This window comes from Rhodococcus sp. NPDC003318, from assembly GCF_042879035.1.
Taxonomy (GTDB): Bacteria; Actinomycetota; Actinomycetes; order Mycobacteriales; family Mycobacteriaceae; genus Rhodococcus_G.
In genome coordinates, this window is sequence record NZ_JBIAOU010000011.1 from 12,557 (window position 1) to 36,300 (window position 23,744).

Genomic DNA, 23,744 nt, shown 5'->3' on the forward strand with positions numbered 1-23,744 from the left:
CACGACGATGGTCAAGCCACCCACCGCCCGGTCCACGATTCCCGGTGTCGGCCGACTCGGCCTGGTCGAACCGACCGCGCCGGGCGAGCTCGCGACCCTCGGATGGGTCAACGCCGAGAGCATCGAGCTGCTGTGGTCGCTCTCGCGGGCCGCGAACGCGGACCTGGCGTTGCGGACCCTGGTCCGCATCCGGGACGGACTGGGCGAGGACGGCTGGGCCGAACTGGACGCCGGGCTGCGCACCGACACCGGGCTGCGCGGTCGGCTGTTCGGCGTGATCGGGGCGTCGAGCGCGCTCGGTGACCATCTCGCCTCGGATCCGACGATCTGGCCGCTGCTGCGCGGCGACGTCATGCTGCCGACCCGCAAGGAACTCACGGACGAGCTGCTCGCGGCGGTCCGTGCGGTCCCCGACCCGTCGGCGTCGGAGACCAACCTCGTCTACCGCGCCGCCGTCACCGGACCGGATGCCGTGCAGGCGCTGCGCCGCACCTACCGGAACCAGATGCTGCTGCTCGCGGCGGCCGACCTGGCCGCCGTCGTCGAGAACGAGCCCGTGCTGCCGTACCAGACGGTCGGGCGCCAACTGTCGGACATGGCGGACGCCGCGCTGACCGCGGCCCTCGCCGTCGCCGTGGCCACCATCCATCCGGACGGCCCGTGCGAGTCGCGCCTCGCGGTCATCGCGATGGGCAAATGCGGTGCGCGCGAACTGAATTACGTCAGCGACGTCGACGTCGTGTTCGTCGCGGAGCCCGCCGACTCCTGCGCCAGCCGTCTGGCCGGGGAGCTGATGCGCATCGGATCGTCCGCATTCTTCGAGGTGGACGCGGCCCTGCGGCCGGAGGGCAAACGCGGCGAACTGGTCCGCACGCTGGACTCGCACATCGCCTACTACAAGCGGTGGGCGAAGACGTGGGAGTTCCAGGCGCTGCTCAAGGCGCGTCCGGCCACCGGCGACCTCGAACTGGGGCAGCGGTACGTGGACGCGCTCAACCCGATGGTGTGGACCGCGGCCGAGCGGGAGGACTTCGTTCCCGAGGTGCAGGCGATGCGCCGCCGGGTCGAGGAGATGGTGCCGCCGGAGCTGCGGGAACGCGAGATCAAACTCGGCCGCGGCAGCCTGCGGGACGTCGAATTCGCCGTGCAGCTCCTGCAACTCGTGCACGGCCGGGCCGACGAGTCGTTGCGGGTGCAGAGCACCATCGACGCGTTGACCGCGCTCGCGGCGGGAGGGTACGTCGGTCGTGACGACGCCGCCAACCTCACCGCGTCGTACGAGTTCCTCCGGCTGATCGAGCACCGGCTGCAGCTGCAGAAACTCAAGCGGACGCACACGTTGCCGCCCGCCGACGACGAGGAGGGCCTGCGCTGGCTGGCGCGGGCCGCGCACATGCGCCCCGACGGCCGCACCGACTCGCTCGGCGTCCTCAATGCCGAGATCAAGCGCAACGCCCACCGCATCCGGCGGCTGCACGCCAAGCTCTTCTACCGCCCGCTGCTCGAATCCGTTGCGCGGCTGGACAAGGAGGCGCTGCGGCTGAGCCCGGACGCCGCCGTCCGGCAGCTCGCCGCACTCGGGTACGCGGCGCCGGAGAACGCGCTCGGCCACCTCAAAGCCTTGACGTCGGGGGCGTCGCGCAAGGGCCGGATCCAAGCGCTGCTGCTGCCGACCCTGCTCGAATGGCTCAGCGACACACCGGATCCCGATGCCGGCCTGCTGGCCTACCGGCGACTGTCGGACGCGATGATGGACGCCGAGTGGTACCTGCGCATGCTGCGCGACGAGGGTGCCGTCGCGCAGCGGCTGATGATCGTGCTCGGGTCCTCGGCCTACCTGCCCGACCTGCTGATCAAGGCGCCGGACGTGCTGCGGCTGTTCGCCGACGGCCCGACCGGTCCGCGCCTGCTCGACGTCGACCCCGTGGACGTCACGCGGGGGATCCTCGCGTCCTCGGCGCGCTACGACGACCCCACGCGCGCGGTCGGGGCGGCGCGGTCGTTGCGCCGTCACGAGCTGGCGCGCGTCGCATCCGCGGACGTGCTCGGCATGCTCGACGTCCCGCAGGTCTGCCGGGCACTGTCGTCGGTGTGGGCGGCGGTGCTCGGCGCCGCACTCGCCGCAGTGATCCGGGCCAGCGAGGCCGAGATGGGGGAGAGCGCACCGGCGTCGCTGGCGGTGATCGGCATGGGTCGCCTCGGCGGCGGTGAACTCGGTTACGGCTCGGACGCCGACGTGCTGTTCGTGTGCGAACCGAGGCCGGGGGCCGACGAGACCCGAGCGGTCAAGTGGGCCAACATGGTTGCCGACCGGGTGCGCGCGCTGCTCGGCGCTCCGAGTACGGATCCGCCGCTCGAGGTCGACACCGGCCTGCGGCCCGAGGGGCGTAACGGGCCCGTGGTGCGGACGTTGGCGTCGTATCAGGCCTACTACCGTCAGTGGGCGCAGGCGTGGGAGATCCAGGCGCTGCTGCGTGCCCACGCCATCACCGGCGACGAGGACCTCGGGCTTCGCTTCCTGCACATGATCGACGAGTTCCGGTATCCCGAGGGTGGAGTGTCCGAGACCGCGGTCCGCGAGATCCGGCGGATCAAGGCGCGGGTGGACTCCGAACGACTTCCCCGGGGCGCGGATCCCGCCACGCACACCAAGCTCGGCCGCGGCGGACTCGCCGACGTCGAGTGGACCGTCCAGCTGATCCAGCTGCGGCACGCGCACGAAGTGCCTGCGCTGCACAACACGTCGACACTCGAGTCTCTCGACGCGATCGGGACGGCGGAGCTGCTCGCCGAGACCGATGTCGAACTGCTCCGCGACGCCTGGCTCACCGCGACGAAGGCGCGCAACGCGCTGGTGCTGGTGCGCGGTAAGCCGACCGACCAGTTGCCGGGGCCGGGGCGGGTGCTGTCCGCGGTCGCGCAGGTCGCGGGTTGGCCCGGCGGGGACGCGAACGAGTTCCTCGACAACTACATGCGGGTCACTCGGCGGGCAAAAGCTGTGGTGGAGAAGGCATTCGGTGGCTGAGCCTCGCGTTCGTACGGTGTAAGACGAAATCTGCTGCGTAGTACCGGTTTTCACGGAACGGGTATGTCCGGGGGTAATCCTCCCGCTGTCAGTGCGGGCATCGCCCGGGATTCTTCGATGCGTCGCCGACGAGCGCCGTCGGCCGGAGAATCCTGGAGGAATCCGCCAGATGTCGAAGCACCGGAAGCCCCGCAGCAGCCGAACGTCGCGCACGGTTCGTGGCCTCGTCGTCGCCACCGCGATCACCGCGGGTGTGCTGGCACTGCCCGCCGCCCCCGCGTCCGCGGCGCCCGTCACCATCCCCGGGGTCGGCACCGTCGAGGTTCCGTGGCTTCCGCCGGTGCCGCAGGGGTCGGCGCCCCAGAGTCCGGCGCCCGCAGTGCCCGAGAGCGTGGTGCCGAAGGTACCCGCGCCGCTGTACACCCACGGGCAGCGGGCGCTCGACGCCGCGCTGTCCAAGCTGGGCGCACCGTACGTGTGGGGCGCAGCCGGACCGGACTCCTTCGACTGCTCCGGCCTGGTCCAGTGGGCGTACAGGCAGGCCGGTGTCTCGGTCCCGCGCACCACGTACGACCAGGTCAAGGGTGGCAGTCCCGTTGGTCGCGGGGACCTGCAGCCCGGCGACGTGGTGCTGTTCAGCGGCGCCGAACACGTCGGCCTCTACGCGGGCGACGGCATCGTCGTCCACGCGCCGACGAGCGGGCAGCCCGTCAAACGCGCACCGCTGGACTCGATGCCGTTCTTCGCGGCGCGCCGGTACTGAGGTCGCGGGGGTCGTAGACTGCGTTCACGCCGCGAGGAAGGACCGTCCGTGAACGCAGCCGCCCCGAACGACTGGAATGCGAACATCATCGCCGAGTTCCGATCGAACGAGGGGAGGGTCGGTGGGCCCTTCGAGGGCGCCCCGATGGTGTTGCTGCACCATCGGGGCCGCAAGTCGGGCCGCGAACTGGTCTCCCCGATGATGTACCTCGCGGACGAGGGCGACCCGGACCGGATCTACGTGTTCGCGTCCAAGGCGGGCGCACCGACCCATCCCGCCTGGTACCTCAACCTGGTCGCCGCGGACACCGCGCAGGTCGAGCGCGGCACCGAGACCTACCCGGTGTCGGTCGACGAGGTGACGGGCGACGAGCGGGACCGGATCTACACCGAACAGGCCAGCCGCTACCCGGGTTTCGCCGAGTACGCGGCGAAGACCGCAGGGGTGCGGGTGATTCCGGTCGTCGCCCTCACCCGAATTCGGAAGTAGGCGTCAGCCGTTCGCGAACAGGCGGATTCGTTGCTCGCGGCTGCGTTCGAGGTGGGCGCGCATGTGTTCGCGAGCGGCGCGTTCGTCGCGGGCGCGCAGGGCGTCGAGGATCTGGGCGTGCTCGGAGTTGAGCAGGTCGGGCTCGCCGTAGTTCGACGGGGGACCGCTGTCGTAGATGCGCAGCTGTGTGGTCAGCCGGACGAGCAGGGCCGTGATGGTCGTGTTGTGGGCGGCCTGCCAGAGGGCCTCGTGGAACCGGAAGTTGCCGGTGCGGACGTCGGCGTCGTCGGCCGCGTCGCAGCAGAAGCCGTGCAGCCGTTCGAGTCTGGCCATGTCCAGGTCGGTGTGGCGCAGGGCGGCGGCGCCGGCGGCCTCCGATTCCAGCGCGACACGGGCGGCGTAGATCTCGATGACGTCCTCGGGTGTGCCGGAGCGGACGCGGAATCCGCGGGCCGCGCGTTCGAGGAGGCCGTCGTGGGCCAGCCAGTTCAGCGCCTCGCGGATGGGGGTGCGTGAGGCGCCGTAGGTTTCGCTCAGCTGGGTTTCGTGCAGCGGCGCGCCTTGCGGGAACTTGCCGTCGAGGATGTCCGCGCGCAGCCGCAGGTACTGCTTCGACGTCTGGTCGGAGCGGCCGGCGGTCCCGGTGGGCATCAGGGTGCCCAGGTCGTCGTCCTCGCGCATCGTGTCCCCTCTGTCGGTCCGGCGGGTGGTGGTGTGGTCGTCGTCCGATTATGCCAGGGGCGACATTCGAATACTTGCGTATACGCATGTCTTCATTTAGGTTCGGGTTGTTCGAACCCCCTCAGGAAGGCATGTCGGTGCAACCAGTGATCCAGGCGCAGGATCTGGCCGAACAGCTCGGCGTCCCCGATGCGCCGGTCGTGCTCGACGGCACGGTGCTGCTCGCGCCTGCCCGATTCGACGGTGACTACCGGCCCGAGTCGGGCGGGGCGCTGTGGCGTCGGGCGCACGTGCCCGGATCTCGCCACGTCGACCTGCTGACCACGCTGTCGGACACCGCCAAGGCGTTGCACTTCAGCCGGCCGTCACGCGCGGCGCTCGCGCGTGACCTCGCCGCGCTCGGCATCGCCGCCGACACACCGGTCGTGGTCTACGACCAGGGCGGGATGACGTGGGCCGCACGGGTGTGGTGGCTGCTGCGCGGGGTCGGCATCGACGCCCGCGTCCTCGACGGCGGTCTCGCCCGCTGGACCGCGCTCGGCCTGCCCGTCGAATCGGGTGACGCGCCCGCTGCGGTGCCTGCGACCGTGTCCGCCGACGACCTCGTCGACCGCGGACTGTGGGTCGACCGCACCGAGGTCGAGGACGTCAGCACCGGACGCGCGGCCGGCACACTGGTGTGCGCACTCGCGCCCGCCCAGTTCACCGGTGCCGAGCAGACCCGCTACAGCCGCCGCGGTCACATCCCCGGCAGCCGCAACCTGTCCGCGAAGACCCTCCTCGACGACAACGGTTGCGTGCGTGGCGCCGAGGAGCTGCGGTCGCTCGCGGACGCCGCACTCGCCGACACTGAACGCCCCCTGGTGATCTACTGCGGAGGTGGGGTGTCGGCATGCCTGACCGCACTCGGCCTCGTCCTGTCCGGCCACGAGTCGGTGCGGGTGTACGACGGATCGATCGAGGAGTGGTCGGCGGACCCGTCGCTGCCGCTCGTGGTCACGGCGGGCGGTGACGCGTGATGCGATGTCGCCGGCGCGTGTGACCCCGACTTTCCTCCACAACCCCACTGCCCCAGGACTTTCCATGACGATCTCCTCTGCCGACCTTGCCGGATCCCTCGACGCGCTGCGCACCCGGGTGCCGCTCGTGCACTCGCTGACCAACATCGTGTCGGCGAACTTCCTCACCAACGTGCTGCTCGCGGCGGGCGCCAGCAACGCCCACATCGACAATGCCCACGAGGCAGGCGATTTCGCGCGCATCGCCGGCGGCGTGCTGGTCAACCTCGGCACTCCCGACGACGGCACGGCCACGGCGTTCACGGTCGCGGCCGAGGCAGCGCGTGACGCGGGGACCCCGTGGGTCCTCGACCCGGTCGGTGTCGGCGGACTCGGCTGGCGCAGCGGCCTGGCCGTGGACCTGCTGAAGTACCGCCCCACCGCCATCCGCGGCAACGCCTCCGAGATCATCGCGCTCGCCGGGCTCGGCGGCGACACCCGCGGCGTCGACAGCTCCGACGATCCGGCCGCCGCGGTGCCCGCCGCCGTCGCACTGCTCGAGCACAGTGACGCGGTGTCCGCGTCCGGCCCCGTCGACCACCTCGTCGGCCGTGACGCCGACGGCACCGTCGTCGGGCTCCGGATCGGCGGCGGCAGCGCGATGCTGCCCCGCGTCACCTCCACCGGCTGCTCGCTCGGCGGACTCGTCGCCGCGTACCTCGCCGTCGCGCCGACGCCCCTGATCGGGCTCGCCGCCGCCCACGCCCACGTCGCGGTCGCGGCGGAGATCGCGGAGGCGAACTCGTCCGGACCCGGATCGTTCGCGGTCGCGTACCTGGACGCCCTCTACACCGTCGACGCCGCGGCCCTCGCGGACCGGGCGATCGTCGAGACGTTCGACGTCACGGTCGGGGCGTAGAACCGATGAGCATCAAGACCTTCTGGTATCTGACCCAGGCCGACGGCGACTTCCCCTGGAGCCCCGGCGGGCTCTACCCCGTCGACGGACAGCGGCAGATCGAACTCGCGAAGACCATCGACGACGGTGGCTTCGAAGGCGCCCTGGTCGCGACCTGGTCCAACGACCCCTTCCTGTCCGCGACCTGGGCGGCCTCGCACACGTCGCGGATGAAGTTCCTCGTCGCCGTGTACGCCAACATGACCCCCGCGCGGCTGCTCGCCGAGAAGGCCCTGACCTTCGACGCGTTCAGCGGCGGACGGCTGATGATCAACTCCGTCAACGGTCGCGACAACATCCTGACCAAGTACGACATGAACGTCGAACACGACCGGCGGTACGAACTCGGCGAGCAGTACTGGGCCGACTTCCGGCGCTACTACCGCGAGGGCACCGCGTCGAACTTCCCGAACACGCCGCTGCGTGTCGACTCCGCGGAGGGCCACACCGTCCCGCTGTGGGGGACCGGCGACTCGCCCGCGGGCCTCGCGAACTCCGGCAAGCTCCTCGACGCCTACCTGGCCATGCTGCGCGAAACCTCCATCGTCAAGGAGAAGTTCGACGGTGCCCGCGCCGCCGCGGCCGCTGCGGGTCGCGAGTTCACCGACTTCGGCGCGCTGTCCGGTGTCGTCGTGCGCCCGAACCGGGACGAGGCGATGGACCGGTTCCGGTCGCTGTTCGAGAAGGCCGGCATCGACCAGATCACCGACGTCCTCGACAACGCGGTACGCCGCCGGACCGCAGGCAAGCAGGACCTGACGACCTTCACCGCGCGGGACGCGCAGCGTCAGGGCTGGGTGGACACCATCGTCGCGGGCAAGATCCCCGAGCCCGCGGACCTGTACCTCGGCGACGGCCTGTACGCCGGCATCACCGCGTGGTCGCCGCTCGACATCTTCGCGACCGGCTCGTCCGCGGTGTACTACGTCGGCGACCCCGACGAGATCGCCGGCCACGTCCACGAGTTGCAGGACCGGACCGGCCTGACCTCGCTGATCCTGGCCGGCTGGCCCCTGATCGACGAGGCGAAACAGGTCGCCGAGCATCTGATCCCGCGCTTGTAGGTGCGCTTCGCGCAGTGGTGCACTTTCGGAGGGCCGGGGGTCCACAAGTGCACCACTGCGGCGACGCCGCATCAGAGGGCGGTCGCGACCCGCCAGGCGGAGTGCATCGCGCCCTCGATGTAGTCGACGCTGCCCGCGTCGCCGACGACCCGGACGTCGACGCCCTGCCGGGCGAGGTCGTCGGCCAGCGGCGCTGCCGCGGATACACCCGACGCCACGACGACCATGCTCGCCGGGACCGAGAGGGACCCGCCGTCGACGGCGAACTCGACCGTCGTGCGGGTGATGCGCTGCACGGTCGCGTTGCGGTGGACCGTGACACCCACCTCCCGGGCGTGCTTGACGGCGGTCCAGCGGCGCGGCATCGCCATCGGCACGCCGAGCTGACCGCCCTCGGCGAGCAGCGTCACCCGGCTGCCCCGCTCCGCCAGGAACTCCGCCAGCTCGAGACCGACGAGCGAGCCACCGACGACGACGACGTTCCGGCTCATCGGCGCGAACCTGAGGAACCGGCGGCTCAGGTCGCGGATCCTCGCCGGGCTCCTGGTGATTCCGAGCAGTCTTCCGAGCCGGCCCGCGACCCGGAGGACGAGCGACTGATCCGAGACGTCGCCCGTGCCGGTCATCAGGGCGCGCAGCGAGTCGCCGGTGTGCACGTGCGGCAGGTCACCGCCGGGCACGCTCGGGCGTTCCCTCGTGGCGCCGGTCGCGACGACGACGGCGTCCGGTGCCAGGGCCCGGATCGAGTCGGCCGTCGCCTCGGTCCCGAGCCGGACCTCGACGCCCAGCCGCTCGATCTCGGCGGTGAGCCAGTTCAGGAGCCGCTCGTTGTCGGGGGTGGTCAGGGTGGAGAACCACAGCGTGCCCCCGAGGCGATCGGTCTTGTCCAGCACGGTCACCCGGTGGCCGCGCTCGGTGGCCACCCGGGCGGTCTCGAGTCCGCCGGGACCCGCTCCCACGACGACGACGTGCTTGCGGGTCGCGGCGCGGGGGAAGGGGAGCAACGACTCGTTGCCGAGTGCGGGATTGACCGCGCACAGCGGCGTGGCGTCCCAGAAGTTCTCCTGCACACAGACATAGCAGTTGATGCACGGCCGGACCCGCTCGGCGCGACCGGACTTCAGCTTGTTCACGAGCTCGGGGTCGGCCAGCAGCTGACGGCCCATCGCGACGAAATCGGTCCGGCCGTCGGCGATCATCTGCTCGCCGACCTCGGGAAGGATGCGGCCGACGGTGATGACCGGAACCGACACGGCACGCTTGATGACCGCGGCGTTGTCGGCGTAGTAGCCGACCGTGTCGGGCAGCGGGCCGTCGGTGAAGTTCGCGAACGCATTGAGGGCGGTGCCCGTGACGTGAATGGCGTCCGCGCCGGCCTGTTCGAAGAGCACTGCCGCGGCGGCCGCTTCGTCGGCGGTGAGTCCGTCGGACTCGCCGTACTCCTGGCCGGCGAGGCGCACGATGACGGCGAGGCGGTCGCCGACCTCGTCCTTGACCGCGCGAATGACCTCGCACGTCAGGCGCGCCCGGTTCTCCAGTGACCCGCCGTAGTCGTCGGTGCGCTGGTTGGAGTAGCGGCTCAGGAAACCGCCGAGGACGTAGTTGTGGGCGCAGTGGATCTCGACGGCGTCGCCACCGGCCGCCTGCACGCGTCCCGCGGCCTCGGCGAACATCCGCACCAGCCAGTCGAGGTCCTCCCGGGTTGCCTCGTGGTAGGTGGCCCGCTTGCCCTCCTGGATGGCGGCCATCTTCCCCAGTTCCTCGGGGGTGCAGTCGGCCATCGCGCTCATGTCGCCGGGCGGTTCGGGGATCGACGCAACCAGCTGCGGACGGCCGTCGAGGGTGTCGATCCGGGCGACCTTGCCGTGGTGCGTCATCTGCACGCAGAGCTTGCTGCCGGCGCCGTGCACGGCGTCGGCGAGGGCCTTGAGGCCCGGGATGAAGCGGTCCTCGGACAGGCCGGGTTCCTTGCGGCTGGTGCATCCGACGGGGTACGCGACGGCACAACAGCCGGTGATGACCATCGCGGCACCGCCCGCCGCCCGAGCGGCGAAGTGCTCGATGTCGACCTGCTCGATCTCCCCGTCCTCGCTCAGGTTCATGTCCATCGCCGGGAGGATCACCCGGTTGCCGAGCCCGAGGGGCCCGATGCTGCCGGACGAGAGGAGGTGAGGGAAGGTCTGCTGTCGGATCGTCACCCGCCAGAAGCTATGTGCGCCCGCGGCTGTCGTGGCCGGACTTCTCGCTCAACGGGACCCCGCCGTGCGGCTGAGGGGGGCCTTCGTGCCGTCGGGCCGCACGAAGGCCCCCCTCAGCCGAAACGGGGACGAGCCCACCCGCGGTGCGGATGGGCTCGTCGCGTCGGCGGTGCCGATTTACACGTCGCGTCGGCGGTGCCGATTTACACGTCGCGTCGGCGGTGCCGATTTACACGTCGTAGTAGAGCTGGAACTCGTAGGGGTGCGGCCGCAGGTTGACGGGCGCGATCTCCTGCTCACGCTTGAGCGAGATCCAGGTCTCGATCAGGTCGGACGTGAACACGCCACCCTCGGTGAGGTAGTCGTGATCCTGCTCGAGCCGGTCGATGACGGCGCTCAGGCTGGTGGGGGCCTGCGGGATGTTGCGGGCCTCCTCCGGCGGGAGCTCGTAGAGGTCCTTGTCGACCGGAGCCATCGGCTCGATCTTGTTCTTGATGCCGTCGAGGCCGGCCATCATCTGCGCGGCGAAGTTCAGGTACGGGTTGCCGGAGGAGTCCGGCGCGCGGAACTCGAGGCGCTTGGCCTTCGGGTTGTTCCCGGTGATCGGGATGCGGACGGCCGCGGAGCGGTTGCGCTGGCTGTACACCAGGTTGATCGGGGCCTCGTAGCCCGGGACCAGGCGGTGGTACGAGTTGATGGTCGGGTTGGTGAACGCGAGCAGCGACGGCGCGTGGTGCAGGATGCCGCCGATGTACCAGCGAGCCAGGTCGGACAGGCCCGCGTAGCCGGCCTCGTCGTGGAACAGCGGCTTGCCGTCCTTCCACAGGGACTGGTGGACGTGCATGCCGGAGCCGTTGTCACCGAAGAGGGGCTTCGGCATGAAGGTCGCGGACTTGCCGTGCTGCCAGGCGGTGTTCTTGACGATGTACTTGAACAGCTGCAGGTCGTCGGCCGCCGCGAGCAGGGTGTTGAACTTGTAGTTGATCTCCTGCTGGCCGCCGGTGCCGACCTCGTGGTGGCCGCGCTCGAGCTCGAAGCCGGCGTTCTGCAGGTTGGTGGAGATCTCGTCGCGCAGGTCGACGTAGTGGTCGTACGGAGCGACGGGGAAGTAGCCACCCTTCGCGCGGACCTTGTAACCGAGGTTCGGGCTGCCGTCGGCGTTGCGCTCGTTGCCGGTGTTCCATGCGCCGGAGACGGCGTCCAGCTTGTAGAACGCGCCGTTCATGTTCGACTCGTAGGAGACGTTGTCGAAGATGTAGAACTCGGCCTCGGCACCGAAGAAGGCGGTGTCGGCGATGCCGGTGGACTTGAGGTACTCCTCCGCCTTGCGCGCGACGTTGCGGGGGTCGCGGCTGTAGGACTCACGGGTGAACGGGTCGTGGACGAAGAAGTTGATGTTGAGCGTCTTGGCGGCGCGGAAGGGGTCGAGCTGCGCGGTGCTGACGTCGGGCAGCAGCATCATGTCCGACTCGTGGATCGACTGGAAGCCGCGGACCGAGGAGCCGTCGAACGCCAGGCCGTCCTCGAAGACGTCCTTGTTGAATGCCGAGGCCGGGATCGAGAAGTGCTGCTGGACGCCGGGCAGGTCGCTGAATCGGATGTCGACGTACTCGACCTGCTCGTCGGCGATGTACTTGATGACCTCTTCGGCCGTGCTGAACGCCACGCTTGTGCTCCTTCAGTTGGGTCCCAGCCAATGTTGATGCGGCGGGTTTCGTCGAGGCGACGGTATGGACTCGGTGTTGCCCATCCATCAAGTCTGTGTTTCGCCAGTGTTACACGTCCTGGTTTACGACGTAGGTCACATCCCTGCCGGGCCCGCTGTGAGCCGTCGGAAAGCGCCTATCCTGGACACATGGCGCGCATGACTGGATCCTGGCTCTCCGGCCCCTCGGCGGCACTTCCGCTCGACGACGACGGCACCAAGTACCGAGGTGAGCGGATCGGACTGCCCGAGACGGGGCCGGGTTCGCTGGTCGGTTCGGGTCGCCGCCTCGGCGCACTGATGCTCGACTGGCTGATGGCCGGCGGCGTGTCGATCCTCATCCTGGGCGGTGACGCACTCGACAGCCGGCTGTCCAGCGTCATTCTGATGGTGTGGTTCGTCGTCGGTGTCGTGACCGTGACGCTGTTCTCGTTCACTCCCGGCCAGTACATCGTCGGGCTGCAGGTCGCGCGCATCGACAAGCCTGTCGGGGTGGGCATCGTCCGTGCGCTGGCCCGCCAGGTGCTGCTGGTGTTCATGGTTCCCCCGCTGATCACCGACACCGACGGACGCGGCATGCACGACCGCGCCACCGGAACCGCGCTGGTCCGCTCCCGCTGACTCTCGGCTTGCCGCTCGAACGGGTCCGCGTCACCTCCCGAATGGGCTGAAGGGGGCCTTCGTGCGGTTCAACCGCACGAAGGCCCCCTTCGGCCGTTCAGGGGCGCTGGGGACGCTCCCGGGTGAAGGTGACCTTCATGCGGTCAGATCGCGCAAAGGGGACCTTCGGCCCGTGAGGGGTACAGGGAACACGGGTGGCGGGGGGATGCCTCAGCGGCGGCGGATGGTGCGCTGGACACCCTTCATCTTCGCGCCGCCGGGGAGGGGGCCCTTCGGCATCGCCGGGCCGCCGCGGTTGCCGAGGGCGGACAGGCGGGACTCGATGGTGTCCATCCGCTTGGTGTCGATGTTGCGGGGGAGTTTGGTCAGGTACTTCTGCAGCTGCGCGAGCGGAACCTGGCCCTCGTCGTTGCCGACGACGATGTCGTAGATCGGGGTGTCGCCGACGAGTCGGGCGGTCTTCTTCTTCTCTTGTGCGAGTAGCGACTTCACGCGCTGAGGTGAGCCCTCCGCGACCAGGATGACACCCGGCCGGCCGATCACCCGGTGCACCGCGTCGAGCTGGGTGGTGCCCGCGATCGTGTTCGTCACCCGCCAGGCGCCCTGCAGGTTGTCCAGCGCCCACGCCGCCGCGCCGGCCTGACCGTCGGCCTTGCCGTACACCGTCCTCTGCACGCGGCGGCCGAAGATGACGAACGCGACCAGCACCCCGAGGAGGATGCCGACGGGCAGCAGGAACCACTGGATGCCCCAGATCAGTCCGATCAGGAAGAGCACCACGGCGAGGCCGACGACGGCGCCGATCATCAGTGGCAGCAGCAGCTTGTCTTCCTTGCGCTGCAAGTTGAACGCCTGCCACAGCTGGCTGCGTCGTTCCTTCGATGCCTGCCTACGTGCCGCCTTCGCGGCGGCTTTCGCCTCTTTTGTCGCCTTGCCCGCTTTACCGGACGTGCTGCCGTTCGCCATACCTCACAGGATACGACCCGGGCCCGCGACCGATCGCACCCGACCAGCGGCGTCCGGTCGGGGCGACGGGTGACGGCGTGCGGCCCTCAGGCTCGGGCGAGGCGCGCGAGCAGCGAACCGGCCTCCTGCGAGGCGGTCCCCTCCTCGGCGAGGTGTGCCTGGCCGGCGGGGAGCGGGCGGCCGTGATGCGCCATGGCCTGCGCGTAGAGGCGTCCGGCGCGGTAGGAGGAACGGACCAGCGGCCCGGCCATGACACCGGCGAAGCCGAGTTCGGTGGCGAACTCGGAGTGCTCGACGAACTCCTCGGGCTTGACCCACCGCTCGACCGGATGGTGCCGCGGCGACGGGCGCAGGTACTGGGTGATGGTGATGATGTCGCAGCCGGCGCTGTGCAGGTCGACCATCGCCTCGCGCACCTCGTCGGGGGTTTCGCCCATGCCGAGGATCAGGTTGGACTTGGTGACGAGCCCGAAGTCGCGGGCGGCGGTGATCACCTCGAGGGAGCGCTCGTAGCGGAACGCGGGTCGGATCCGCTTGAAGATCCGCGGCACCGTCTCGAGGTTGTGCGCGAGGACCTCGGGGCGGGCGTCGAACACCTCGGCGAGCAGGTCGGGCTTGGCGTGGAAGTCGGGGATGAGGTTCTCGACGCCGGTGGTGGGGTTCAGTGCGTGGATCTGGCGGACGGTCTCGGCGTAGAGCCAGGCGCCCTCGTCGGGCAGGTCGTCGCGGGCGACTCCGGTGATGGTGGAGTAGCGCAGGCCCATCGAGCGGACGGACTCGGCGACGCGGCGCGGTTCGTCGCGGTCGAGGTCGGCGGGTTTGCCGGTGTCGATCTGGCAGAAGTCGCAGCGGCGGGTGCACTGGTCGCCGCCGATGAGGAAGGTGGCCTCGCGGTCCTCCCAGCATTCGTAGATGTTGGGACAGCCGGCCTCCTCGCACACCGTGTGCAGGCCCTCGGACTTGACCAGCGTCTTGAGCTCGGAGTACTCCGGGCCCATCTTCGCGCGGGTCTTGATCCAGTTCGGTTTGCGCTCGATCGGGGTCTCGGCGTTGCGGACCTCGATGCGGAGCAGTTTGCGCCCTTGTGGGGCGGCTGCGGGTGAGTTCTCGGATGCCACAGTCACGGGTGCGATGCTACGCCCGGGCCGGAATCGGGCAGCGCTCAGCCGAACCTGTGCGTGGTGAACGCCGGCTGCGCCGTCGCCGTCGCGGTCTCGAACGTGACCCGCTCGATGTCGTGGTCGGCGACCGGCAGTGTGCCCTCGAGCGCGTCGGTGACGGCGGAGGCGACCGCGGGGATGACATCGGCGACGGTGACCGTTCGACCCAGCTCACCCGACAGCGACGCGACGCCGGCGTCGGTGATGCCGCACGGGACGATGTCGTCGAATCGGTCGAGCAGCGCATCGCAGTTGAGCGCGAATCCGTGCAGCGCCACGCCACGCTGGACCCGCACACCGATCGCGGCGACCTTGCGCTCCGGCAGCCACACGCCGCCGCGAAGGCCGGCGGGCAGCCACACCCCGGAGCGGCCGTCGACGCGACCGCAGTCGAGCCCGAGGTCCGTGCACACCGCGATCAACGCCTCCTCGATGCGGCGCACGTAGTTCACCACGTCGACCGGCTCGGCGAGTTTGACGACGGGGTAGCCGACCAGTTGACCGGGCCCGTGCCAGGTGATCTTGCCGCCGCGGTCGACGTCGATCACCGGGGTGCCGTCGGTGGGGCGGTCCTCCGGTTGGGTGCGCCGGCCCGCCGTGTACACCGACGGATGTTCGAGCAGCAGCAGGGTGTCGCGTCCGCGGTTCTCGGCACGGTCCGCGGCGAGCGCACGCTGCAGCTCCCACGCCTCCGTGTAGTCGACGAGTCCGATCTCGCGGACGTCGAGCGGCTCGGAACCGAAGCGGGCGGAGGCGGTGGTGCTGCTCATTCCGCACACGTTACGCCCGCCGACCTCGGGCGGTGTCAGTCGGCCGTGGCCGCGGCCAGGGCGGCGCCGATCGTGCTGTGCCGGAAGGTGAATCCGGCGGTTTCGAGTGCCACCGGCAGGACCCGCTGTCCGTGCAGGACGGCGTCCTCGGCGAATTCACCGATCAGGGTGCGCAGCGCGAAGCCGGGAACGATCCACGGCGTCGGTCGGTGGAGTGCCTCGCCGAGGGCGGTGGTGAACGCGGCGTTCGTCACCGGTGACGGTCCGGTCGCGTTGACGGGACCGTCGAGCGTCTGCGATGTCAGCGCGAACGTGATGGCGCGCAGTTCGTCCTCGAGGGAGATCCACGACATGTACTGCCTGCCGCTGCCCAGTCTGCCACCGAGGCCGAGCGCGAACAGGGGCCGCAGACGGCCGAGCAGACCACCGCGCGGCGCCAGGACGTTGCCGCTGCGCAGCAGCACCACCCGGGTGGACGCGGTGCGGGCGGGGGCGGCGGCGTGCTCCCACTCCCGACACAGATCCGCGAGGAAACCCGTTCCGGCGGAAGCGGATTCGTCGACGGCGCGGTCGCCGGTGTCGCCGTAGAAGCCGACGGCGCTGGCGTTGACCAGGACCGGTACCGAGTGCTCGGCGACCGCGCGGGCGAGGACGTCGGTCGGCCCGATGCGGCTGTCGCGCAGCAACTGTTTGAACGCGCCGGACCAGCGGGAGTCGCCGATGCCCGCCCCGCACAGGTTCACCACGGCGTCGACGCCCTCGAGTGCCCGGGAGTCGAGCACGCCCTCCTGGGGGGACCAGCGGAACTCGTCGCGTCCGGCGACCTGCCTGCGAACCAGCCTGCGTACCTCGTGTCCCTTCCCGCGCAGCGAGGCCACCAGGGCGGTCCCGATCAGTCCGGACGATCCCGCGACCGTCACCTTCATTGGTTCGCCTCCTGGTGTCGACGGCCGCTCTGCTTGCCACACGGAGCGGGGGCACCACCGAATGCGATGGTGCCCCCGACTCTCAGCGGCTCTGGGTGGGCTACAGCCCGAGATCGGCCTCGAATGCCGCTTCCTCGAGTCGCTGCTTGATCGTGGTCAGGAACCGACCGGCGTCGGCGCCGTCGACCAGGCGGTGGTCGTAGGTGAGCGGCAGGTAGCACATCGACCGGACGCCGATGGACTCGTTGCCGTTGTCGTCGGTCACCACGGTCGGGCGCTTGACGATCGCACCGGTGCCGAGCATGGCGGCCTGCGGCGGCACCAGGATCGGGGTGTCGAACAGGGCACCCTGGCTGCCGATGTTGGTGATCGTGAACGTGCCACCGGCCAGCTCGTCCGGCTTGAGGCCACCGGAGCGGGCGCGCTTGGCGATGTCCGCGATGGCCCGGGCCAGACCGGCGAGCGAGAGGTCACCGGCGTTGTGGATCACCGGCGAGAGCAGGCCCTGCTCGGTGTCCACGGCGATGCCGAGGTGCACGGCCGCGTGGTAGGTGATCTCCTTGGCGTCCTCGTTGTAGCTGGCGTTGACGTTCGGGTGCGCCCCGAGCGCCTCGACCACGGCCTTGGCGAAGAACGGCAGGAACGTGAGGTTGACGCCCTCGCGCTCGGCGAAGCCGGTCTTGGCCTGCGAACGCAGCGCCGCGACCTTGGTGACGTCGACCTCGAAGGTCTGGGTCAGCTGCGCGGTGGTCTGCAGCGACTCCCGGGTCTTCGTCGCCGTGATCTGGCGGATCCGGTTGACCTTCTGGGTGGTCCCGCGCAGGTGTGCGAGCTCGGGACGGACACCGGCCGGAGCCTTCGCCGCGGGTGCGGCGGCAGCCGGGGCGGCCGGGGCGGCTGCGGCGGGGGCCTTCTTGGCCTCGGCGGCGGCGAGCACGTCCTGCTTGCGGATGCGGCCACCGACACCGGTGCCGGTGACGGACGCGAGGTCGACACCGTTCTCGGTGGCGAGCTTGCGGACCAACGGGGTCACGTACGGAGTGCCGTCGGTGCTCGGTGCGGCAGGTGCGGGCGCAGCTGCCGCGGGGGCGGGGGCCGATGCCGGAGCGGGTGTCGGCGCGGGGGCCGGTGCCGGAGCGGGTGCGGGGGCCGGTGCCGGAGCTGCCGCCGGGGCCGGAGGCGCCGGGGGAGCGGGCGGCGCGGCCGGCGCGGGTGCGGGGGCGCCGGAACCGATGACGGCGAGCTGCGCGCCGACGGCGATGGTGTCGTCCTCCTGCGCGTTGATCTCGAGCAACGTGCCGGCGACGGGGGACGGGATCTCGGTGTCGACCTTGTCGGTGGACACCTCGAGGAGCGGTTCGTCGACTGCGACCGCGTCACCGACGGCCTTGAGCCAGCGGGTGACGGTGCCCTCGGTGACGGACTCGCCCAGTTCGGGCATCGTGACCGGGGTGCCGGACGCCGGTGCGGCCGGGGCGGCGGGAGCCGGAGCGGCGGGGGCCTGGGCCGCAGGTGCGGGGGCGGGGGCGGCGGGCTCGGCGGCCGGGGCGGCCGGAGCGGCGGGTGCGGGTGCGGGAGCCTCGTCGGCACCGCCGATGATGCCGAGCTCTCCGCCGATCTCGACCGTCTCGTCCTCCTGGGCGACGATCTTGGTGAGAACGCCGGCGGCCGGAGAGGGGATCTCGGTGTCGACCTTGTCTGTGGAGACCTCGAGCAGGGGCTCGTCGACTTCTACCGTGTCTCCCTCCTGCTTGAGCCACCTAGTGACGGTTCCCTCGGTGACGCTTTCACCAAGAGCCGGCATCTGGACGGAGAAGGCCATTTCTGTTGACTCCTCGACAGTTGTGATTCGGGTTGTTGAGTTGGTCGACTTGTGGTCGATTCATTCTGCAATACAGTGCTGTCGCGGGGTCGGATGCGGTTGGGAACGAACCCTCGAGCCGGTGGCCTCGCGGCGGTGCCTGCTCATCCTTCCATTGATCACTTCGGGCTGTCCGCCGAGGGGCCGGTCGCGGCCACTCACCAACCTCTCAGCATTTCCTGGCACACTGCCAGTTCTCGGGTCTCGAATGCGGTGTGGAACGGGTTGAGGAGGCGAGGGCGATGGGGCTGCGCGGGTGGTTCTCCAGGGGCTCGGCGCGTCAACGTGGCGGACGCACGAGCGGCGCCGATGCCCGGTACCTCGCGGACTGGGCGCGCAGTCACGTCGGTGTCGAGGCCTTCGTCGAGCCAAGGACCACTGTCACCCCGGTGACGGTGGTGCTCGTCGCCGCCGACGGCGAGTGGACGCGTCGCGCGGTCGGCGGCGAACGCGGCGCACGCAAACTCGGTGAGGACCTGCGCATCCCGGTGTACGACGTGCGCAAGACCGGCTATCCGCAGCGCATGCGCGACCACGACGCGCGGCAGCGGATCCTGCGCAAGCGGGCCCGCGAGGCCTGAGCGACAGCGCAGGCTGGTGCGCGCCTCACGGGTCGGGGGACCCGCGAAGCGCGCACCAGCACACAGCGCCTATCCGTTGGCGGCGATGTCCTCGAGGACCGAGATCATGGTGCGGACCGGGACCCCGGTTCCGCCCTTCGGGGTGTAGCCGAACGGGCCGCCGGTGTTGTAGGCCGGGCCGGCGACGTCGATGTGCGCCCACTCGACGCCGTCGGCGACGAACTCCTTCAGGTACACCGCGGCGGCGAGCATGCCGCCCCACCGGTGGTTGGTGACGTTCGTCAGGTCGGCGACCTTCGAGTTCAGGTCTGCGCGCAGTTCCTTCGGCAGCGGCATCGCCCACGCGTTCTCGCCGATCTCCTGCGAGATCCGGGCCACGCGGTCGCGGAACTCGTCGGTGCCCATCACGCCGGGCGTGCGGGTACCGAGCGCCACCAGCTGTGCGCCGGTCAGCGTCGCGGTGTCGATCAGGTAGTCCGGTTTCTGTTCGCAGGCCTTGACGATCGCGTCCGCGAGGACGAGACGACCCTCGGCGTCGGTGTTGACGACCTCGACGGTGGTGCCGCCGTACTGGGTCAGCACGTCGCCGGGACGCTGCGCCGTCGCGGACGGCATGTTCTCGGCCATCGGCGCGTACGCGTCGACGCCGACCTTCAGCCCGAGCTTCGCCGCGAGCACCGCGGTGGCGATGACGGCGGCGGCGCCGCCCATGTCGGAGGTCATGTTCTCCATCCCGGCGGCGGGCTTGATCGAGATGCCACCGGTGTCGAAGGTGATGCCCTTGCCGACGAGCGCGACCTTCTTCGCGCCGCGGCCACCCGCGTGGGTGAGCCGCACCAGTCGGGGGCCGCGCGACGAGCCCTTGCCGACCCCGACGATGCCGCCGAATCCGCCCTTCTCGAGTGCCTTCTCGTCGAGGATCTCCACCTTCAGGCCGGCCGCCGTGCCGAGCGCCTTGGCGCGGGCCGCGAACTCCTCGGGATAGAGGTGGCTCGGCGGGGTGTTGACGAATTCGCGGGCCACCGCGACGGCTTCGGCGATCGCCGCCGAACGGGCCAGCTCGTTCTTGGCCGCAGCGGTGCGGGGCGCCGCGACCAGCAGTTCGACGCGACCGAGGGGCTGGCTCTTCTCACCCGGCGCGGACTTCGACTTGAACTCGGTGAACGTGTACGCGCCGAGGAAGAAGCCCTCCGCGGCGGCGCCCAGGTCGAGGGCGGACAGAGTGGTCGCGGCGACGGCGGTGCCGGTCAGTGCGCGGGCCGCGGCGCCGGCGGACGCGCGGACCTGCTCGGCGTCCACCGCGTCCGGGGCACCGAGTCCGACCGCGACGATGCTCGTCACCGGCAGTCCGGACGGTGCCGGGATGCGGGTGACCTCCTCGGCCTTGCCGCTCGCGCCGACCGCGACGAGTCCGGCGAGCACGGCCTCGGCGGTCGCGTCGTCGAGCGCGTCGCCGACCGACGCCTCGGGTCCGTCGGGGCCGGTGGTCAGGCCGATGACGAGGACGTCGACGCGCTTGGCGACCGATCCCGCGAGAACGAGCTCGGGACCGAGCGGGGAATCGGACTTGGCAGGGCTCACAGGTGTACTCCTCCTGAAGTGACGGTGATCTGTTGCACGCAACTGTAGTTCGGGTCGAGGGCGGCGGCGGGGCGTGTGCGCAGCGAGGTCCACCGGCCGGACGGCCGGGGCCCACGCGGGCGGGTCGGCTAGCGTGGTGTCCCATGAGCGAACTCCGGCAGGGCCCCCTCCACGCGGTGCACACCGAACTCGGCGCCACGTTCGCGCCGTTCGGTGGCTGGCAGATGCCGGTGTCGTACGCCGGAACGGTCGCCGAGCACACCGCGGTCCGGGAGAGTGTCGGCGTGTTCGACGTCAGCCACCTCGGTAAGGCGTCGGTGACCGGCCCCGGCGCGGCGGCATTCGTGAACGCCTGCCTGACAAACGATCTCGGACGGATCGGTCCGGGCCGTGCGCAGTACACCCTGTGCGCCACCGAGTCCGGTGGCGTGACCGACGACCTGATCGCCTACTTCGTCTCCGACGACGAGGTGTTCCTCGTGCCGAACGCCGCCAACACCGCCGCGGTGGTCGCCGCACTGGCCGCCGCGGCCCCGGAGGGCGTCGTCGTCACCGACCAGCACCGCGACTTCGGCGTGCTCGCCGTGCAGGGTCCGCGGTCTGCGGAAATCCTTGCCGCACTCGGTCTTCCGGCGGACATGGACTACATGGCGTTCGCGGATGCGCACTTCGGCGGCGCGCCGGTCCGGGTGTGCCGGACGGGATACACCGGCGAGCACGGCTACGAACTGCTGCCCTCCTGGGACGGCAGCGAGGCGGTGTTCCGGGCGCTGGTCGCGGCCGTGAAGGAGGCCGGTGGCGAGGTGGCCGGACTGGGCGCCCGCGACACCCTGCGCACCGAGGCGGGGTACCCGCTGCACGGTCACGAACTGTCCACCGACATCTCCCCGCTCGAGGCGCGGTGCGGATGGGCCATCGGCTGGCGTAAGCCGGAATTCTGGGGGCGGGCAGCGCTGATGGCGCAGAAGGAGGCCGGCCCCGCGCGCACCATGTGGGGTCTACGCGCCGTGGACCGCGGCGTCCTGCGGCAGGGGCAGACGGTCCTGCGGGACGGCGCGGCGGTCGGCGAGACCACCTCGGGCACGTTCTCCCCGACCCTGAAGGCGGGCATCGCCCTGGCGCTGGTGGACTCCGCCGCCGGCCTGGGCGTCGGTGACGCGGTCACGGTCGACGTGCGCGGCCGGGCCCTGCGGTGCGAGGTGGTCGCGCCGCCGTTCGTGCCGCTCCACACCCGCTGACCGCGGCAGTGGCACGAAGATCCGTACTCGCGCAAGGTCGTGCACGCGGCGTTCGATAGGATCCGATCATGACTGGTGTCCTCGAATTCACGCGCGTTCCCCATCCTGCACCCGCCTCGGAGCAGGAGCGCGCGCGAGTACTGGCCGCCCCCGGATTCGGGAAGCACTTCACCGATCACATGGTGACCATCGACTACACCGAGGGGCGCGGCTGGCACGATGCCACGGTCGGGCCGTACGCGCCGCTGCAGATGGATCCGGCGACGATGGTGCTGCACTACGGGCAGGCGATCTTCGAGGGTCTCAAGGCCTACCGCCAGCAGGACGGATCGATCGCGTCGTTCCGGGTCTCCGCGAACGCGGAGCGGCTGCGGTCCTCCGCGCGCCGGCTCGCGATGCCGGAGCTGCCGGACGAGTTGTTCCACCGGTCGATCACCGAGCTGCTGGCCGTCGACGGCGAGTGGGTGCCCGCAGCGGGCGGCGAGGACGCGCTGTACCTGCGGCCGTTCATGATCTCCACCGAGATCGGCCTCGGGGTACGGCCCGCGAAGACCTACAAGTACCTGCTGATCGCGTCGCCGGCGGGCGCCTACTTCCCGAACGGCGTCAAGCCGGTGAGTGTGTGGCTGTCGACGGAGTACGTCCGCGCGGCGCCGGGCGGCACCGGTGCCGCCAAGTTCGCCGGCAACTACGCGGCCTCCCTGGTCGCGCAGGCGCAGGCGGCGGACGAGGGCTGCGACCAGGTCGTCTGGCTCGACGCCACCGAACGCCGGTACGTCGAGGAGATGGGCGGGATGAACCTGTTCTTCGTCTTCGGCTCCGGACCCGACGCCCGCATCGTCACCCCCGAACTGTCCGGCTCGCTGCTGCCCGGTATCACCCGCAATTCGCTGCTCACCCTCGCCGCCGACGCGGGTTTCGCGGTGGAGGAGCGGAGGATCAGCACCGACGAGTGGCGCGAGAAGGCGGCGTCCGGCGAGATCACCGAAGTGTTCGCGTGCGGCACGGCCGCGGTCATCACCCCCGTCGGCAGCGTCAAGTCCGCGGCGGGCGAGTTCAGCATCAGCGGCGGTGAGTCCGGCGAGGTCACGATGGCGCTGCGCGACACCCTCACCGGCATCCAGCGCGGCACCTTCGCCGACACCCACGGCTGGATGTCCACACTGGTCTGATTCGATACCCGACTCACGAGGGGCCCGGGCGGAGTCGTTTCCGCCCGGGCCCCTCGTGCGTTGTCAGTCCAGGGTGTCCAGTACGCCGCGGACCGCGTCGGCGATCGCCTGCGGCTGGTCCTCCTGGACGAAATGGACACCCGCACCGGCGGAGCGGATCTCGAGGTTGCGGATCGTCGACCGCGCCCAGTCGAGGATCGACGGGGTGAGCAGGAACCCGGGCTCGAAGGTGAGCAGCAGCTTCGGGATGTCGCTCTCGCGCAGCCACGGCACGTTGGCCTCCAGGTACTCCACGCTCGACGCGGGCACCCCGTCGATCGGCAGGTTCCGCGGGAAATACAGCAGGGGCCTGCGTGACTCCGCCGTCGGGAACGGCACCAGGTACTGCTGCAGGTCCGCCTCGGTCGGCGGTGTCAGGAACGTCCCCGGCAGCAGCTCGGTCAGGAAGCGGTTGTCCTCGAGGACGTACTTCTCGCCCGCACCGGGGGTGCGGACGGTTGTCTGGAAGTCGAGGAAGCCCGCGGGCAGCGCAGCGGAGTCGATGTCGCGCAGCACCGGCTCGAACAGGACCAGCGCCTTGACCCGGTCCGGGTTCCTCCGGGCCCAGGTGACCCCGAACGCGGCGCCGTAGTCCTGCACGACGAGGGTGACGTCGGTGAGCTCGAGGGCGTCGAACCACGCCGCGAGGTAGGCGTCGTGGTCGGCGAGGGAGTACTCGATGTCGGGCTTGCCGGAGCCACCGAGACCGATCAGGTCCGGCGCCAGCAGGCGGCCGGCGCCGTCCAGGTGGCGGATCACGTGCCGCCACAGGAACGAACTCGTCGGGCTGCCGTGCAGGAACACGACGGGGTCGCCCTCGCCGGACTCGACGTAGTGGATCGAGGAGTCGAGCACGGCGACGTCCTTGGCGACGGCGGACGGCCCGAACGCCTCGTGGGCGCGGGTGGCGGCGGGGGACTGGGACACGGATGCTCCTCGATCGATCGA

Annotated in this window: 20 protein-coding genes; 10 read left to right on the forward strand and 10 right to left on the reverse strand. The window is 70.6% G+C overall.

All coding sequences use genetic code 11. The annotated features are described in order from the left end of the window. Positions 1-7 precede the first annotated feature (7 nt). The 3 genes from ACFYVR_RS17670 to ACFYVR_RS17680 all read left to right on the forward strand — a co-directional run bounded on the left by ACFYVR_RS17670 (position 8) and on the right by ACFYVR_RS17680 (position 4,277). Positions 8-3,025 (forward strand): bifunctional [glutamine synthetase] adenylyltransferase/[glutamine synthetase]-adenylyl-L-tyrosine phosphorylase, encoded by a 3,018-nt coding sequence (locus tag ACFYVR_RS17670; RefSeq protein ID WP_387475396.1) that lies wholly within the window; start codon positions 8-10, stop codon positions 3,023-3,025. 169 nt (positions 3,026-3,194) lie between these two features. Then, complete coding sequence (locus tag ACFYVR_RS17675; protein ID WP_387475398.1) at positions 3,195-3,788, forward strand: C40 family peptidase; 594 nt, start codon at positions 3,195-3,197, stop codon at positions 3,786-3,788. A gap of 48 nt (positions 3,789-3,836) precedes the next feature. After that, the gene (locus tag ACFYVR_RS17680; protein ID WP_387475400.1) at positions 3,837-4,277 is read left to right on the forward strand and encodes a nitroreductase/quinone reductase family protein; all 441 of its coding nucleotides are present in this window, start codon (positions 3,837-3,839) and stop codon (positions 4,275-4,277) included. A gap of 3 nt (positions 4,278-4,280) precedes the next feature. On the opposite strand, the gene ACFYVR_RS17685 is transcribed toward ACFYVR_RS17680, so the two are convergent. Further along, positions 4,281-4,958, reverse strand: a complete 678-nt coding sequence (locus ACFYVR_RS17685; protein WP_387475402.1) for a GntR family transcriptional regulator — start codon at positions 4,956-4,958, stop codon at positions 4,281-4,283. A gap of 131 nt (positions 4,959-5,089) precedes the next feature. Here ACFYVR_RS17685 and ACFYVR_RS17690 point away from each other — a divergent pair, with 131 nt between their 5' ends. From ACFYVR_RS17690 to ACFYVR_RS17700, 3 genes are all read left to right on the forward strand, one after another. Next, positions 5,090-5,977, forward strand: coding sequence for a sulfurtransferase (locus tag ACFYVR_RS17690; RefSeq protein ID WP_387475404.1), 888 nt, complete (start codon positions 5,090-5,092; stop codon positions 5,975-5,977). A 64-nt stretch (positions 5,978-6,041) separates the two neighbouring features. Then, positions 6,042-6,875, forward strand: coding sequence for a hydroxyethylthiazole kinase (gene thiM, locus ACFYVR_RS17695; protein ID WP_387475406.1), 834 nt, complete (start codon positions 6,042-6,044; stop codon positions 6,873-6,875). 5 nt (positions 6,876-6,880) lie between these two features. Continuing rightward, positions 6,881-7,978, forward strand: coding sequence for an LLM class flavin-dependent oxidoreductase (locus ACFYVR_RS17700; RefSeq protein ID WP_387475408.1), 1,098 nt, complete (start codon positions 6,881-6,883; stop codon positions 7,976-7,978). A gap of 71 nt (positions 7,979-8,049) precedes the next feature. On the opposite strand, the gene ACFYVR_RS17705 is transcribed toward ACFYVR_RS17700, so the two are convergent. Together ACFYVR_RS17705 and glnA are read right to left on the reverse strand one after the other, a co-directional pair. After that, positions 8,050-10,176 carry an FAD-dependent oxidoreductase gene (locus tag ACFYVR_RS17705; RefSeq protein ID WP_387475410.1) on the reverse strand — a complete coding sequence of 709 codons (2,127 nt, stop codon included), beginning with the start codon at positions 10,174-10,176 and terminating at the stop codon, positions 8,050-8,052. 229 nt (positions 10,177-10,405) lie between these two features. Continuing rightward, positions 10,406-11,842, reverse strand: coding sequence for a type I glutamate--ammonia ligase (glnA, locus tag ACFYVR_RS17710; RefSeq protein ID WP_387475412.1), 1,437 nt, complete (start codon positions 11,840-11,842; stop codon positions 10,406-10,408). Positions 11,843-12,031: 189 nt separating this feature from the next. Between glnA and ACFYVR_RS17715 the strand changes: the two genes are divergently transcribed. Then, the gene (locus ACFYVR_RS17715; RefSeq protein WP_387475414.1) at positions 12,032-12,502 is read left to right on the forward strand and encodes an RDD family protein; all 471 of its coding nucleotides are present in this window, start codon (positions 12,032-12,034) and stop codon (positions 12,500-12,502) included. Between the two features lie 210 nt (positions 12,503-12,712). Here ACFYVR_RS17715 and ACFYVR_RS17720 read toward each other — a convergent pair whose 3' ends face one another. The 5 genes from ACFYVR_RS17720 to sucB all read right to left on the reverse strand — a co-directional run bounded on the left by ACFYVR_RS17720 (position 12,713) and on the right by sucB (position 18,146). Continuing rightward, the gene (locus tag ACFYVR_RS17720; protein WP_387475416.1) at positions 12,713-13,468 is read right to left on the reverse strand and encodes a DUF4191 domain-containing protein; all 756 of its coding nucleotides are present in this window, start codon (positions 13,466-13,468) and stop codon (positions 12,713-12,715) included. A gap of 86 nt (positions 13,469-13,554) precedes the next feature. Then, positions 13,555-14,586, reverse strand: coding sequence for a lipoyl synthase (gene lipA / locus ACFYVR_RS17725; RefSeq protein ID WP_387475696.1), 1,032 nt, complete (start codon positions 14,584-14,586; stop codon positions 13,555-13,557). A gap of 44 nt (positions 14,587-14,630) precedes the next feature. After that, positions 14,631-15,398, reverse strand: coding sequence for a lipoyl(octanoyl) transferase LipB (gene lipB / locus ACFYVR_RS17730; protein ID WP_387475418.1), 768 nt, complete (start codon positions 15,396-15,398; stop codon positions 14,631-14,633). Positions 15,399-15,433: 35 nt separating this feature from the next. Continuing rightward, positions 15,434-16,324: a TIGR01777 family oxidoreductase gene (locus tag ACFYVR_RS17735; protein ID WP_387475420.1), complete on the reverse strand. Its 891-nt coding sequence runs from the start codon at positions 16,322-16,324 to the stop codon at positions 15,434-15,436. A gap of 100 nt (positions 16,325-16,424) precedes the next feature. Next, positions 16,425-18,146, reverse strand: a complete 1,722-nt coding sequence (gene sucB / locus ACFYVR_RS17740; protein ID WP_387475422.1) for a 2-oxoglutarate dehydrogenase, E2 component, dihydrolipoamide succinyltransferase — start codon at positions 18,144-18,146, stop codon at positions 16,425-16,427. A gap of 281 nt (positions 18,147-18,427) precedes the next feature. Here sucB and ACFYVR_RS17745 point away from each other — a divergent pair, with 281 nt between their 5' ends. Next, the gene (locus ACFYVR_RS17745) at positions 18,428-18,766 is read left to right on the forward strand and encodes an oxidoreductase (RefSeq protein ID WP_387475424.1); all 339 of its coding nucleotides are present in this window, start codon (positions 18,428-18,430) and stop codon (positions 18,764-18,766) included. A 69-nt stretch (positions 18,767-18,835) separates the two neighbouring features. On the opposite strand, the gene ACFYVR_RS17750 is transcribed toward ACFYVR_RS17745, so the two are convergent. Continuing rightward, on the reverse strand, positions 18,836-20,347 hold the full coding sequence (locus tag ACFYVR_RS17750) for a leucyl aminopeptidase (RefSeq protein WP_387475426.1): 1,512 nt from the start codon (positions 20,345-20,347) through the stop codon (positions 18,836-18,838). 143 nt (positions 20,348-20,490) lie between these two features. Between ACFYVR_RS17750 and gcvT the strand changes: the two genes are divergently transcribed. Together gcvT and ACFYVR_RS17760 are read left to right on the forward strand one after the other, a co-directional pair. Then, the gene (gene gcvT / locus ACFYVR_RS17755; protein WP_387475428.1) at positions 20,491-21,585 is read left to right on the forward strand and encodes a glycine cleavage system aminomethyltransferase GcvT; all 1,095 of its coding nucleotides are present in this window, start codon (positions 20,491-20,493) and stop codon (positions 21,583-21,585) included. 68 nt (positions 21,586-21,653) lie between these two features. Next, positions 21,654-22,757 (forward strand): branched-chain amino acid aminotransferase, encoded by a 1,104-nt coding sequence (locus ACFYVR_RS17760; RefSeq protein WP_387475430.1) that lies wholly within the window; start codon positions 21,654-21,656, stop codon positions 22,755-22,757. 63 nt (positions 22,758-22,820) lie between these two features. On the opposite strand, the gene ACFYVR_RS17765 is transcribed toward ACFYVR_RS17760, so the two are convergent. Continuing rightward, positions 22,821-23,723, reverse strand: coding sequence for a haloalkane dehalogenase (locus ACFYVR_RS17765; protein WP_387475432.1), 903 nt, complete (start codon positions 23,721-23,723; stop codon positions 22,821-22,823). Positions 23,724-23,744 lie beyond the last annotated feature (21 nt).

Coding starts and splice junctions, on each gene's coding strand:
- ACFYVR_RS17685 (WP_387475402.1), bottom strand. CDS start 4,958: ATGCGCGAGGACGACGACCTGGGCACCCTGATGCCCACCGGGACCGCC.
- lipB (WP_387475418.1), bottom strand. CDS start 15,398: ATGAGCAGCACCACCGCCTCCGCCCGCTTCGGTTCCGAGCCGCTCGAC.
- ACFYVR_RS17760 (WP_387475430.1), top strand. CDS start 21,654: ATGACTGGTGTCCTCGAATTCACGCGCGTTCCCCATCCTGCACCCGCC.
- ACFYVR_RS17690 (WP_387475404.1), top strand. CDS start 5,090: ATGTCGGTGCAACCAGTGATCCAGGCGCAGGATCTGGCCGAACAGCTC.
- gcvT (WP_387475428.1), top strand. CDS start 20,491: ATGAGCGAACTCCGGCAGGGCCCCCTCCACGCGGTGCACACCGAACTC.
- ACFYVR_RS17720 (WP_387475416.1), bottom strand. CDS start 13,468: ATGGCGAACGGCAGCACGTCCGGTAAAGCGGGCAAGGCGACAAAAGAG.
- ACFYVR_RS17675 (WP_387475398.1), top strand. CDS start 3,195: ATGTCGAAGCACCGGAAGCCCCGCAGCAGCCGAACGTCGCGCACGGTT.
- ACFYVR_RS17735 (WP_387475420.1), bottom strand. CDS start 16,324: ATGAAGGTGACGGTCGCGGGATCGTCCGGACTGATCGGGACCGCCCTG.
- ACFYVR_RS17700 (WP_387475408.1), top strand. CDS start 6,881: ATGAGCATCAAGACCTTCTGGTATCTGACCCAGGCCGACGGCGACTTC.
- thiM (WP_387475406.1), top strand. CDS start 6,042: ATGACGATCTCCTCTGCCGACCTTGCCGGATCCCTCGACGCGCTGCGC.
- ACFYVR_RS17715 (WP_387475414.1), top strand. CDS start 12,032: ATGGCGCGCATGACTGGATCCTGGCTCTCCGGCCCCTCGGCGGCACTT.
- ACFYVR_RS17670 (WP_387475396.1), top strand. CDS start 8: ATGGTCAAGCCACCCACCGCCCGGTCCACGATTCCCGGTGTCGGCCGA.
- ACFYVR_RS17745 (WP_387475424.1), top strand. CDS start 18,428: ATGGGGCTGCGCGGGTGGTTCTCCAGGGGCTCGGCGCGTCAACGTGGC.
- sucB (WP_387475422.1), bottom strand. CDS start 18,146: ATGGCCTTCTCCGTCCAGATGCCGGCTCTTGGTGAAAGCGTCACCGAG.